This is a genomic window from Streptomyces peucetius (assembly GCF_025854275.1).
GTDB classification, from domain to species: Bacteria; Actinomycetota; Actinomycetes; order Streptomycetales; family Streptomycetaceae; genus Streptomyces; species Streptomyces peucetius_A.
The window spans coordinates 7,839,891-7,852,675 of sequence record NZ_CP107567.1 but is presented as its reverse complement, the minus strand read 5'-3'; the positions used below and the strand labels follow the sequence as shown (position 1 = coordinate 7,852,675).

The following is a 12,785-nucleotide window of genomic DNA, read 5'->3' as shown; positions in this document are numbered from 1 at the left end:
TCGTCCGGTCTCGTCCGAGCACTGGGGGTTTCACGCCTCGCCGAACTCGGCGTCGATCATCTGGAGGATCTCCAGCGCGGAGGTGGCCGCCTCGATCTGGGCACGCTCGCCGGTGGGGTGCTCGTTCTCGGTGATCGTGGCCAGCAGCGTGCGCAGGCGGCCGGCCACACGCTGCTTGTCGCCGTCGGCGATCCCGGCGAGCGTGTCCTCGAGCTTCTTCAGCTCCCGGTCGATCGGCGGTTCGGCGACGGTACCCGCCACCTCGGTCAGCAGGAGCTGGGTGACCGCCGCCGACGTCGGGTGGTCGAAGACCAGCGTCGACGGCAGCCGTAGACCGGTGGCCTGGGTGAGCCGGTTGCGCAGCTCGACCGCACTCAGCGAGTCGAACCCCAGCTCCTGGAACGCGCGCACCGGATCGATCGCCCCTGGCGACGTGTGTCCGAGGACCCCCGCGACCTGCGCCTGGACGAGCTGGAGCACGAACCGTTCCCGATCGGCGTCCGCCACATCGGCCAGCCGCTGCGCGAGCGACATGTTCGCCTCGGCTCGGCGGGCCGGCGTACGCACCAGCCCACGCATCAGCGCGGGGAGCACGCCCGCTCGCGCCTGCGCCCTCAGGGCGGCCGGGTGCAGCCGCACGGGCGCGAGCAGCGCCGCGTCGATCGCAAGGGCCTGGTCGAACAGCTTCAGCCCGAGGTCGGTGGGGATCGCACCGACACCCATGCGCTCGAGTCGCGCGACTTCGACGTCGGCCAGGCCGCCGGCCATGCCGCCGGCTTCCGCCCACAGGCCCCAGGCCAGCGAGGTGGCGGGCATGCCTTCGGTACGGCGCAGGTGGGCGAGTGCGTCGAGGGTGGCGTTGGCGGCGGCGTAGTTGGCCTGGCCGGGGGTTCCGATCAGTGCGGCGACGGAGGAGAACAGTACGAACGCCGACAAGTCCATACCGGCGGTCAGCTCGTGCAGATGCCACGCCGCGTCCACCTTCGGACGCATCACCCGCTCGACCTGCTCCGGCGTCATCGCCTCGATCACACCGTCGTCCAGCACACCCGCCGCATGCACCACCGCCGACAGCGGCCGCTCCAACGAGCCCAGAATCCCGGCGAGCTGGTCACGGTCCGAGACGTCACACGCCTCGACCCGCACCGTGGCGCCGGCCGCCGCCAACTCGGCGACGAGCTCCGCGACACCGTCGGCGGCCGCGCCACGACGGCTGACCAGCAACAGCTGCTTCACACCGTGACGCTGAACGGCGTGCTGGGCGAACAGAGCGCCCAGACCACTGGTTCCACCGGTGATCAGCACGGTCCCGTCCAGTGCGGGCATGGCGTCCGGTGCCGTCGACACGCGCGCCAGGCGCGGGGCGAGCAGTCGGCCGCCGCGCACGGCGAGCTGCGGCTCGTCCAGGCCGAGCACCGTGCCCCAGTCCGGCTGTTCGGCGTTGTCGTCGAGGTCCACGAGCAGGAACCGGCCCGGGTGTTCGGCCTGGGCGCTGTGCACCAGACCCCAGACCGGAGCGTGGGCCACATCCGGCCTCTCGTCACCGATGGCGACCGCGTTACGGGTCACCACCACGAGCCGTGCCTCGCCCAGCCACTCGCTGGCGAGCCACCGCTGCACCAGGGCGAGTGCGCCGGCCGCAGCGGCCCGTGCGGCCTCGGGCGCGTCGAGGGTCGGCGCCTCGACCGGGGCCTCGGCTGTCGCAAGAACGACCGTTGGTGTGGCCGCCCCATCGGCCAGAGTCTTCTCGAGTGCGTCCAGGTCGGCGAACCGCTCGCCCGACGCCGCGAGGTCGCCGAGGACGGCCACCCGCACCGACGCCGACGAAGCGGGCGACGCAGCCGGGGCTTCGGCCCAGTCGAGCTGGAACAGGGAGTTCTGCTTGACGCGCTGACCACTGTCCAGCTGCGCCTGTTCCACGGGTCGCAGGTCGAGACGCGCCATGCTCAGCACCGGCTCGCCGTACTCGCCGGCGATGTCCACCCGCAGCGCGGACTCACCCTCGGGAGCGATCCGCACCCGGGCCCGCGAGATCGCGGTCTGCCCGAGCCGCACGCCGGACCAGGAGAACGGCAGTTCCAGCGCGGATCCCGCCTCCTTGTCCAGCAGCGTGCCGTGCAGGGCTGCGTCGAAGAGGGCCGGGTGGATACCGAAGCCTTCGCCACCGGTGTCGCCGGGCAGTTCCACCTCGGCGTATGTGTGGTCGCCGTCGCGCCAGGCAGCGCGCATCCCGTGGAAGAGGGGGCCGTAGTCGTAGCCGAGGTCCGCCAGGTTGGCGTAGAGGGTGTCCACGGGCAGCTGCTCGGCGTCGGCGGGCGGCCACTCGGCGGGCCACGGCGCGATCGGCTCAGCTTCGGGTGCGAGCAGGCCGCGGGCGTGGCAGGTCGTGTCCTGCTCGTCGTCCTCGCCGGTCTCCGGGCGGGTGTAGACGGCGACCTCGCGGCGGCCGTCCTCCCCGGCCCGGCCGACCGTGACCTGCACCTGCAGCGCCGCGTCGTCGGCCAGGACCAGCGGTGCTTCCAGCACCAGCTCGTCCACCACGGGGGCATCGGCCTGGCGGCCGGCGGTGAGCGCGAGCTCGACCAGCGCGGTGCCGGGGACGATCACGGTGCCCAGCACAGCGTGGTCACGGGTCCAGGGTTGAGAGTCCTGCGATATTCGCCCGGCGAGCACCCACTCGTCGCGGTCACCGACCTGCACCGCCGCGCCCAGAATGGGGTGCTCGACCCGGACCAGGCCGGCGACGGCCACGTCGCCCGCAGCAGCAGCGCTGGTCAGCCAGTACCGCTCCCGCTGGAACGCATACGTCGGCAGCTCCACCCGCCTGGCACCCGTGCCCTGGAACAGTGCGTTCCAGTCCACCTGCACCCCGGCGATGTGCGCCCGGGCCAGGAACCCGGCAAACGTCGACGCCTCCTCCTGCTTGGCCCGCAACGTTGACACCAACACAGCATCCACATCCACGTCCCGGGCCTCGCCGTCCTCCAGGCACTGGCGTGCCATCGCGGTCAGCACACCGTCCGGACCCAACTCCAGGAACCGGCGCACCCCCAGATCCCACAACGTCTGCACCCCGTCGGCGAACCGCACCGCCTGCCTCACATGACGCACCCAGTACTCCGGATCCGCCACCTCCGCCGACACCAGCCCACCGGTCATATTCGACACCAACGCAATCCGCGGCACCGAATAGGACAAGCCCCGGGCAATCTCCTCGAACTCGGCGAGCATCGGCTCCATCCGCGGCGAGTGGAACGCATGACTGACCCGCAACCGCGTCGCCTTACGCCCCTGCCACCCCGCCAACCACTCCTCGACCGCATCCGCATCACCCGACACGACCACCGCCCGCGGCCCGTTCACCGCCGCGATCTCCAACCGGCCCACGAACCCGACCAGCGACTCCGCCACCTCCACCTCACCGGCCTGCACCGCGACCATCGCACCACCAGCCGGCAACCCCCCCATCAAACGACCACGCGCCACCACCAGCTCACACGCATCCGCCAGCGACAACACCCCCGCCACATGAGCCGCCGCAATCTCCCCCACCGAATGCCCGATCACATAATCCGGACACACACCCAGCGACTCGACCAGACGGAACAGCGCCACCTCCACCGCGAACAACGCCACCTGCGTGAACTCCGTCGCATCCAGCAACAAAGCCCCCGCCGAACCCTCCTGAGCCTCCAACAACTCCCGAACCGAACAACCCACCCGCGGATCCAACTCCGCGCACACCTCGTCCAACACCTCGCCGAACCGCGGGAACACCGCCGCCAGCCCCACACCCATACCAGCCCGCTGAGACCCCTGACCCGTGAACAGGAACGCCGTCCTGCCACCCACCACACGACCCTCGACCACACCCGCAGCCGACTCACCCACAGCCAGAGCCGCAAGCCCCGCCAGCAACTCCTCACGACCGGCCGCGACCACCGCACCACGATGCTCCAACCGCGCCCGCGACATCACCGCCGAAAACGCAACATCACCCAGACCCACACCGGGTTCAGCAAGCAGACGCTCCCGCAGACGAGCCGCCTGCTCCCGCAACGCCACCGCGGACTTCGCCGACACCACCACCGGTACGACGCCCACCGGCCGGGACGGCTCAACCGAGTCCCCGGCAGGCTCCTCGGCCGGCGCCTCCTCCACGATCACGTGCGCGTTCGTGCCGCTGATCCCGAACGACGACACACCCGCACGCCGCGGACGCTGCTCGGAGGCGGGCCACTCCCGCGCATGCGCCAGCAGCTCCACCGCACCCGAGGCCCAGTCCACATGCGGCGACGGCTCGTCCACGTGCAGCGTGGCCGGCAGCACGCCGTGCCGCATCGCCATGACCATCTTGATCACACCGGCCACACCCGCGGCGGCCTGGGTGTGACCGATGTTGGACTTGACCGACCCCAGCAGCAGCGGACCGTTCCCGTCCCGCTCACGGCCGTAGGTCGCCAGCAGTGCCTCGGCCTCGATCGGGTCGCCCAGCTTGGTGCCGGTGCCGTGTCCCTCGACCGCGTCCACCTCGGACGGCCGCAGACCCGCGTTGGCGAGCGCCTGGCGGATCACCCGTTCCTGCGAGGGACCGTTCGGCGCGGTCAGACCGTTGCTCGCACCGTCCTGATTCACCGCACCGCCGCGTACCAGGCCAAGGACGCGGTGGCCGTTGCGGCGGGCGTCGGACAGCCGCTCCAGCAGGAGCAGACCCGCGCCTTCGCCCCAGCCCGTGCCGTCGGCGGCGGCCGCGTACGACTTGCAGCGCCCGTCCGACGAGATCGCGCGCTGCCGGCTGAACTCGACGAAGATGCTCGGCCGGGCGAGTACCGTGACACCGCCTGCGAGAGCCAGTGAGCACTCCCTCGATCGCAGGGCCTTGCAGGCCAGGGCGATGGAGACGAGTGAGGACGAGCAGGCGGTGTCGACCGTGACGGCCGGTCCTTCGAATCCGAGGGTGTAGGAGATCCGGCCGGACGCGACACTCGCCGAGGAGGCGATCGTCAGGTAGCCCTCGATCTCGGACCGCCGGTCGCTCGTACCGGCGACGTACTGGTAGTCCGAGTACATCAGTCCGCAGAAGACACCGGTGTCGCTGCCGCGCAGGGAGGTGGGGTCGATGCCCGCGTCCTCGAACGCCTCCCACGCGGTCTCCAGCAGCAGCCGCTGCTGCGGGTCCGTCACCATCGCCTCGCGCGGGCTCAGTCCGAAGAACTCCGCGTCGAACTCGCCGGCGCCCTCCACGAACCCGCCCTCACGGGTGTAGGCGGTGCCCGGGTGGTCCGGGTCTGCGTCGTAGAGCCGGTCCAGATCCCAACCGCGGTCGGACGGGAACGGGGACACCGCGTCCCGGCCCGATGCCACCAGATCCCACAGCTCCTGGGGCGAGGTCACGCCGCCGGGGTAGCGGCAGCTCATGCCGACGATCGCCAACGGCTCGCTCGCCTGCTCCACCAGCTGCTGGTTCTGCCGCCGGAGACGCTCGGTTTCCTTGAGCGACCTCCGGAGGGCTCCGACGATGTCGTTCTTGTCGGTGGACATGCCTACTCCTCCACGTCCGAGCGCATGGCGGCGACCACGTTCTGGACAGCTCTCATGTCACGTCCTTTCCTCCTGGCCGTCCGAATCAGGGTTCGTCGGGCCATGCCGCAATAGACACAGCGACCGCACCGTCACTGAGCCGTACGTAAGAGGGTGTGTTTATTGGACCGGGCCGGTGGACGGCACCAGTCGTCAGCCACTCGACAAGAGCAGCGTCATTCAAAAGGTCGTTGTGGTCTCAAGGTCGCGCGGCTTGGTTTATCGCCGCATACCGCAGTGATGGCTTTGGAGATCGCGGTGCCGTTCAGGCATGGCTGCGGACACTGAAACAGACCGAGCGCGCGCCGGATGCCGGCCGGGCGACAGCGTTTCTCCAAAGCATCACGGGACACACTTGTGCCCGGGCTTATTCCCCCTATGTTTCCCCGTGTTCAAGCCATGCCGCTTGCGGGCTCTGATGAGTCGAATTCACCACAGCGAAGCAACCAAGCGACGGCTCCCCCGAACCCCCGATCCCCCGAACGTGCGATCTAGCCAACCTGAAAATGAGTATGGCGAAGAGTGACCGCTTCGTCAAAGCCCGACCGGCCAACACCCCGTGGCGTGTCGGCGAGTTGCGGAGTCTCCTGGGTCGACCAGGAGGGCCGGCGTCACGTCCTGACCTGCGGCTTTCGCGTGTGCTCGGGGGAGGAGCTCGGCATTCCGCTAATCGGCGGCGACACCAATATTTACTTCTGCGTCACAGAGTGCTTCCCGGGCCGCGCGGTGGCGCCAATTAAGTTCAATCTTGCACCAGCACACGAATGGAATACGTCCCCCCGCATGGCGCGCCGCTGCGGGCGCTACGCCTCAGCAAGGGTTTCCCCGAGTAACGCCAGGTCGGCATCGTCCGCCGAGAATGCGCGCCCGGACGAAGTACGAGCGGACAGCCGATCCGCACGTGCGACCGCACGGTCGACAGCCTGAACCGGCTTTCGTGCCCGGCAGCTATTGACGCAAGGAATGACGGTCTTCTATGTTCCAAGCTGAAACGGCGCCTCGGTCGTTATGGTCTCGGTCCATCGGCGCCGGCCTCAGCTACGCAGGGCCCTGCCGGGCCGCGGTCAAGGTGCGGATGCGGCCAACGTCATCTTCCATCGCCGGATTGCCGAAGCCGACGCCTTGCGCGCCCGCGACGGTCGAGTTGTGCACGGCGAGCCGAGCACCCTCCCCTTCGCCGCCGAAGGTGACGCGCGCCGCCGCCGAAGAGGTCGACGACGCCCTCGTCGTCGTCCGTGCGCCGCTTCTGCCCGGCACCGCACCACCATCCCGACCCGCCTGATTCCGCACCACCGCCGGCCGACGGCGCCAGCAACGCACCCCCGATTCCGTGCCCCCCCACCGCCGGCACCTGTGACGCTCCTTCGCGTTCGCAGGGCGCGTGACCGTACCAACAGCCCTTCTCGGCTTCGGGGAAGCCGCCGCAGCACACCGAGTTCGTCACTGGGAGGCATTCACATGGAGGCAGAGTCACATGGCGCGCACGTCTGAGTCGGGACTGCCCATCGAGCCGGTCTACGGGCCCGATGCGCTTGCGGACTGGGATCCGGCGCAGAAGCTGGGTGAGCCGGGTGGGTATCCCTTCACGCGGGGTGTGTATCCGTCGATGTACACGGGCCGGCCGTGGACGATGCGCCAGTACGCCGGGTTCGGTACGGCGGTGGAGTCGAACGCGCGCTACAAGCAACTGATCGCGAACGGCACGACGGGTCTGTCGGTGGCCTTCGATCTGCCGACCCAGATGGGGCACGACTCGGACGCGGCGATCGCGCACGGCGAGGTCGGCAAGGTCGGGGTGGCGATCGACTCGATCGACGACATGCGGCTTCTGTTCGGCGGGATTCCGCTGGACAGGGTCTCCACGTCGATGACGATCAACGCCCCGGCGGCGCTGCTTCTTCTGCTGTACCAACTGGTGGGTGAGGAGCAGGGCGTACCGGCGGACAAGCTCACCGGCACCATCCAGAACGATGTGCTGAAGGAGTACATCGCCCGTGGCACGTACATCTTCCCGCCCAAGCCGTCGCTGCGGCTGATCGCGGACATCTTCAAGTACTGCAGGGCCGAGATCCCGAAGTGGAACACGATCTCGATCTCCGGCTACCACATGGCCGAGGCCGGTGCCTCGCCCGCGCAGGAGATCGCGTTCACGCTCGCGGACGGCATCGAGTACGTGCGTTGTGCCGTTGCCGCCGGGATGGACGTCGACGACTTCGCGCCGCGGCTGTCGTTCTTCTTCGTGGCGCGGACGACGATCCTGGAGGAGGTCGCCAAGTTCCGGGCCGCACGACGGATCTGGGCGCGGGTGATGCGTGAGGAGTTCGGCGCCCGCAATCCCAAGTCGCTGATGCTGCGGTTCCACACCCAGACCGCCGGGGTGCAGCTCACCGCGCAGCAGCCCGAGGTCAACCTGGTGCGGGTCGCCGTCCAGGGCCTCGCCGCCGTCCTCGGCGGCACCCAGTCGCTGCACACCAACTCCTTCGACGAAGCGATCGCCCTGCCGACCGACAAATCCGCCCGCCTCGCGCTGCGCACCCAGCAGGTCCTGGCCTACGAGACCGACGTCACCGCGACCGTCGACCCCTTCGCCGGCTCCTACGTCGTCGAGAAGATGACCGACGACGTCGAGGCGGAGATCCTCGGGCTGATGGCGAAGGTGGAGGAGATGGGCGGCGCGGTCAACGCGATCGAGCGCGGCTTCCAGAAGAGCGAGATCGAGCGCTCGGCCTACCGCTTCGCCCAGGAGACCGACTCCGGTGAACGCGTCGTCGTCGGCGTCAACCGCTACACGCTGGACACCGAGGAGCCGTACGAGCCGCTGCGCGTCGACCCGGCGATCGAGGCGCATCAGGCCGAACGCCTGTGCAAGGTACGCGCCCTGCGTGACTTCACGCGGGTCGATGAAGCACTCACACGGATGAAGAAGGCGGCGGCGGGCACGGACAACGTCCTCTATCCCATGAAGGACGCACTGGCCGCGTATGCCACCGTCGGCGAGGTCTGCGACGCGCTGCGCGAGGTGTGGGGCACCTACACCCCCACCGATGCCTTCTGATCCCGCTGTGAGAAAGGACGACGCAATGATGAGGAATCAGCTCCGGATCGTCGTGGCCAAGCCCGGTCTCGACGGTCACGACCGCGGGGCCAAGGTCATCGCACGGGCCTTGCGCGACGCCGGGATGGAGGTCGTCTACACCGGTCTGCACCAGACGCCCGAGCACATCGTGAGCACCGCGATCCAGGAGGACGCCGACTTCGTGGGCCTGTCGATCCTGTCCGGGGCGCACATGACGCTCTTTCCCAAAGTGGTCGACCTGCTGAGGGAACGTGACGCTGCGGACATCGAGGTCTTCGGCGGCGGCATCGTTCCGGAGGCGGACATCGCCCCGCTCAAGGAGCTGGGGGTGGCTGAGATCTTCACCCCGGGGACGCCCACGCAGAAGGTCGTGGACTGGCTCCGGGGCCGGGCCGGTGGCAAAGACAGTGCCCATGTCCTGGCGGGCCGGGAACGGACGGGCGGAATATGAGTCGGGGAAGCCTGCTGGCCATCAGCGACCTCCATGTCAATCACCCGGACAACCGCAAGATCGTGGAGGGTCTGCGGCCGGTGTCCGATGAGGACTGGCTGATCGTCGCCGGTGACGTGGGAGAGTTCTCCCACGACATCGCCTGGGCGCTGGCTACGTTGAGTGACAGGTTCGCCCGGGTCATCTGGGCTCCTGGAAACCACGAATTGTGGACATGTGCCGAGGACACGCTGCAACTACGCGGGCAGCAACGCTACGAGCACCTCGTGGACATGTGCAGAAGTCTCGGCATCCTCACTCCGGAGGACCCGTACGCCATATGGAACGGGCCAGGCGGACCGGTCACGGTGGCGCCGCTGTTCGTTCTCTACGACTACACCTTCCGGGCTCCGGGCACCGACACCAAAGAGGCGTCACTGGCCCTTGCCCACAGCCGGGGCATCGTGTGCACCGACGAATACTTCCTGCACCCCGATCCTTACCCCAGCCGGGAAGCCTGGTGTCACGCGAGAGTCGCGGAGACGGAGCGGCGTCTGTCGGAATGCGATCCGACGTTGCCGACCGTGCTCATCAACCACTATCCGCTCGTCCGCGATCCCACCCGCGTCCTGCGATACCCCGAGTTCGCGCAGTGGTGCGGCACCGTGCGCACCTCAGACTGGCACCGCCGCTTCCGGGCACACACCGTCGTCTACGGGCACCTCCACATCCCGCGCACCACCTGGCACGACGGCGTGAGGTTCGAGGAGGTCTCCGTCGGCTACCCACGTGAATGGCGCCGGTCCGGCCACCCCGACGTAGGGCTGCGCCGCATTCTGCCGTCGGCGCCCGCACCCGGTGGACGGAACTCGTGATCGAACGCATCCTCCCGGCCGGCGTCGCAGTCTCCGAGGCATTCGCCGACCTTCCGGGAACGGATCTCTTTCCGGAAGAGAGCCGGCTCATCGAGACATCGGTGGCAGCGCGGCAGCGTGAGTTCTCCACCGCCCGGCGATGCGCCCGCGAGGCCCTGGGCATTCTCGGCCTGCCGCCGCGCCCCGTACTCCCCGGCCGCCACGGCGCTCCTCAATGGCCCGAGGGTGTCGTCGGCAGTATCACCCACTGCGCCGGATACCGCGCAGCCGCAATCGCCCGCACCACCGACATGATGCTGCTGGGAATCGATGCCGAACCCAACACGCCGCTGCCGGAAGGGGTCCTGGAATCCATCGCGCTGCCCGGGGAACAGCGCAGGGTGCGCGTACTGAACCGCACCGCGCCTGGAGTTCACTGGGATCACCTGCTGTTCAGCATGAAGGAAGCCGTCTACAAAAGCTGGTATCCATGCACAGGACAACGCCTGGAATTCGAGGACGCCGATATCTCCGTCGATCCGGACACCGGCAGGTTCACCGCCCGGCTCCGATTGCCGGACCACCCTCCGCAAGCAGCGTTGCCCAGCCGCCTGGAAGGCCGATGGCTTGCCCATGACGGTTTGCTGATCACTGCCATTTCCGTTCCCGGAGCGCGTCCGGGCGGGTGATCGGCCACGGCCGAGCGGCGGTCTCACCCGTCCTGTTCCTGGCCCTGCTCAAGGGGCAGATCAGCGCGCTGCCTACCGTCGCCGCGAATCTGCTGCCGGTCGGCATCACCGGGCTCGTCCTGGCCGCCCCGGCTGGCGGTGATCATGTCCACGGCGGACTCGTACCTCAACTCCACCGCCGTCGCCTTCACCAAGGACATCTACGTCCCGTTACTGCGTCCGGCGGCGAGTGACCGCCGGCGACTGCTGGTGCAGCGGCTGGTCACCCTGGTGGTGGGCGTCGCGGTGGTGATCTTCGCGCTCTCCGCGCCGTCGATCATCGACGCGCTGCTGCTGACGTACAACCTGTGGGCACCCACGGTCGTCGTCCCGCTCGTCGCCGGCGTGGTGTTCGGCCTGCGCAGCCGTATCGCAGAGGTGGTGTCCATCGTCGCGGGCGGCACCGCGATGAGCATGTGGCTGTGGGGCTTGAACGAGCCCTTCGGCATCACCGCGCTCATCGTCGGCGTCGCGGTCAACATCGTGGCGTACGCGCTCGCCTACGCCTTCGGCTCGCGGCACGACCGCCTCGACCTCGCCGCCGACGTCGACCTCCGTGTCGACCCGGAGCCCGCACCCGCCCTCGCCCAGGAAGGCAACTGACCATGTACACCCTGCTGCTCTACGCCGTCCCCGTGATCGTCATCGCGGCGGCCCTGGTCATCGCCGTCGTCGGGACCCGCGTCTACCTCCAGGAGATGCGCGAGGCAGGCGACCGGTGACCCCCTTCTGTCCCCTGCCCCCCACACCGTCACCGTCATCGTTGGAGGACTCGTCGGACTGTGCACCGCGCACTACCTGCGCACCGCCGGTTTCGAGGTGACCGTCCTCGAACGGGACCGGGTGGGCAGCGGCGCCTCACGAGGGAACGCGGGCGAAATCTGCCCCGATCTCGTGGAGCCGCTGCCAGGCCCCGCCATCATCGGCCCCTCGCTGCGCGGCCTGCACCGGCCGGACAGCGCCCTGTACATCCACCCCCAGGCCAGCGCCCAACTGCTGGTTCCTGGTGCGGTTCACCCGGCAACAGCAGCGCTCGTCGGCATGCGGCGGGGGCAGCGGCGCTGGCCTCGCTCGCCTCGAACGCGTTCGCGCTCTTCGACGAGCTCGAAGCGTCGGGCGTCGGCGACGCCACCGACAAGAGCGGTTTCCTCTTCGCCTTCCCCTCCACCGAGACGGCGGCCCAGGCGCTCGCCGGCTACCGCTGCCGGGGCGCGCCCCTCGACGCACGCGGCATCCTCACCCACGAGGAGCTCGCGGCAGAGGAACCCTGCCTGGCGGCGGGCGCCCGGGCCGGCTTCGCCGTAGAGGGCCAACGCTCCCTGGACCCCTTCCGCTTCGTGGACCAGCTGGCCGACCTGGAACGGGCCGAGGGCGTACGTGTCGTCGAAGGTGCGCGCGTCACGGCCATGCGTACGCGGCGCCCCGGCGGCGGCACGGAGGTGCACACCACAACGGGCTCCTACACCGCCGGGCGTACCGTCGTCGCGGCCGGGTCCGGTCACGGGACATCTGCCGGGACCTGGGCGTCGACATCGGCATGTATCCCGGAAAGGGCTACAGCTTCAGTGTCGACCTGCCGAAACTTCCCAGCCGGGTCGTCCACTTGGGCGCCGCACGCGCTGTCCTCACTCCCATGGGCAGCCGACTGCGCGTCGCGGGCACCATGGAGCTCGACCGCGACCACGACCGCTTCCGCGAGCGCCGTATCCGGGCCCTCGTGGCCGCCGTACGCCCCTACCTGCGCGACGTCGACTGGGCGGACCGCCAGGAGGAGTGGGTCGGCTCCCGCACGATGACACCCGACGGTCTCCCCCTCATCGGCACCCTGCCCGGCCACCCCGGCATCCTGCTCGCCACGGGCCACAACATGCTCGGCCCTTCCACCGGCCGCCTGATCACCGACCTCCTCACCGACCCCGCAACAGCCGCCCCGCGCGCGGCCCCCTTCTCCCCCGCCCGCCTGGCCCGCCGAACCCACCTACGGCGGTGAAGCCGTGACACCTCGGCGGACGGCGGGGCATCAAGCCCGTCTACGCACGGCGGGGCGCCGTCCACGGGTCAGGTGGCCGGAAACACGAACCGCACACCGGTCGGCGTGTTCGACAAGGATTCCCCAC

7 protein-coding genes and 3 pseudogenes are annotated in these 12,785 nt (G+C 69.4%); 8 read left to right on the top strand and 2 right to left on the bottom strand.

Features of this window, described 5'->3' with window-relative positions; all coding sequences use genetic code 11:
• Window positions 1-30: 30 nt before the first annotated feature.
• Window positions 31-5,508 (bottom strand): annotated as a pseudogene (locus tag OGH68_RS35455) (SDR family NAD(P)-dependent oxidoreductase); the annotation flags it as partial.
• Between the two features lie 1,546 nt (window positions 5,509-7,054).
• On the opposite strand from OGH68_RS35455, the gene OGH68_RS35450 reads away from it, so the two are divergent.
• Genes OGH68_RS35450 through OGH68_RS35435 form a run of 4 tightly spaced genes read left to right on the top strand, consistent with a single transcriptional unit; the run spans window position 7,055 to window position 10,629 of the window.
• Window positions 7,055-8,635, top strand: coding sequence for a methylmalonyl-CoA mutase (locus OGH68_RS35450; RefSeq protein ID WP_264249686.1), 1,581 nt, complete (start codon window positions 7,055-7,057; stop codon window positions 8,633-8,635).
• 25 nt (window positions 8,636-8,660) lie between these two features.
• A complete protein-coding gene (locus OGH68_RS35445) occupies window positions 8,661-9,107 on the top strand; it encodes a cobalamin B12-binding domain-containing protein (RefSeq protein WP_264249685.1) in 447 nt (148 codons plus the stop codon).
• Complete coding sequence (locus OGH68_RS35440; RefSeq protein WP_264249684.1) at window positions 9,104-9,961, top strand: metallophosphoesterase family protein; 858 nt, start codon at window positions 9,104-9,106, stop codon at window positions 9,959-9,961. Before OGH68_RS35445 ends, OGH68_RS35440 begins: the two co-directional genes overlap by 4 nt.
• Window positions 9,958-10,629, top strand: a complete 672-nt coding sequence (locus OGH68_RS35435) for a 4'-phosphopantetheinyl transferase family protein (protein WP_264249683.1) — start codon at window positions 9,958-9,960, stop codon at window positions 10,627-10,629. Before OGH68_RS35440 ends, OGH68_RS35435 begins: the two co-directional genes overlap by 4 nt.
• Window positions 10,630-10,652: 23 nt before the next feature.
• Here the strand turns inward: OGH68_RS35435 and OGH68_RS35430 are convergent, their stop codons facing one another.
• Entirely contained in the window at window positions 10,653-10,781 is a 129-nt protein-coding gene (locus OGH68_RS35430) for a hypothetical protein (RefSeq protein ID WP_264249681.1), read from the bottom strand.
• Here OGH68_RS35430 and OGH68_RS35425 point away from each other — a divergent pair.
• The 4 genes and pseudogenes from OGH68_RS35425 to OGH68_RS35415 all read left to right on the top strand — a co-directional run bounded on the left by OGH68_RS35425 (window position 10,774) and on the right by OGH68_RS35415 (window position 12,658).
• Window positions 10,774-11,271 (top strand): sodium:solute symporter family transporter, encoded by a 498-nt coding sequence (locus OGH68_RS35425; RefSeq protein ID WP_264249679.1) that lies wholly within the window; start codon window positions 10,774-10,776, stop codon window positions 11,269-11,271. The two genes, OGH68_RS35430 and OGH68_RS35425, sit on opposite strands and share 8 nt — an antisense overlap.
• A 126-nt stretch (window positions 11,272-11,397) precedes the next feature.
• Window positions 11,398-11,553: pseudogene (locus OGH68_RS36570) on the top strand (FAD-dependent oxidoreductase); the annotation flags it as partial.
• Window positions 11,550-12,113, top strand: a pseudogene (locus tag OGH68_RS36565) (FAD-dependent oxidoreductase); the annotation flags it as partial. The pseudogenes OGH68_RS36570 and OGH68_RS36565, both read left to right, overlap by 4 nt.
• Before the next feature lie 62 nt (window positions 12,114-12,175).
• Window positions 12,176-12,658: an NAD(P)/FAD-dependent oxidoreductase gene (locus tag OGH68_RS35415; RefSeq protein WP_264250442.1), complete on the top strand. Its 483-nt coding sequence runs from the start codon at window positions 12,176-12,178 to the stop codon at window positions 12,656-12,658.
• The last annotated feature ends 127 nt before the right edge of the window (window positions 12,659-12,785 follow it).

Excerpts from the sequence above, each read along its gene's own strand:
- OGH68_RS35450 (WP_264249686.1), top strand. The coding sequence starts at position 7,055 with ATGGCGCGCACGTCTGAGTCGGGACTGCCCATCGAGCCGGTCTACGGG.
- OGH68_RS35445 (WP_264249685.1), top strand. The coding sequence starts at position 8,661 with ATGATGAGGAATCAGCTCCGGATCGTCGTGGCCAAGCCCGGTCTCGAC.
- OGH68_RS35440 (WP_264249684.1), top strand. The coding sequence starts at position 9,104 with ATGAGTCGGGGAAGCCTGCTGGCCATCAGCGACCTCCATGTCAATCAC.
- OGH68_RS35425 (WP_264249679.1), top strand. The coding sequence starts at position 10,774 with ATGTCCACGGCGGACTCGTACCTCAACTCCACCGCCGTCGCCTTCACC.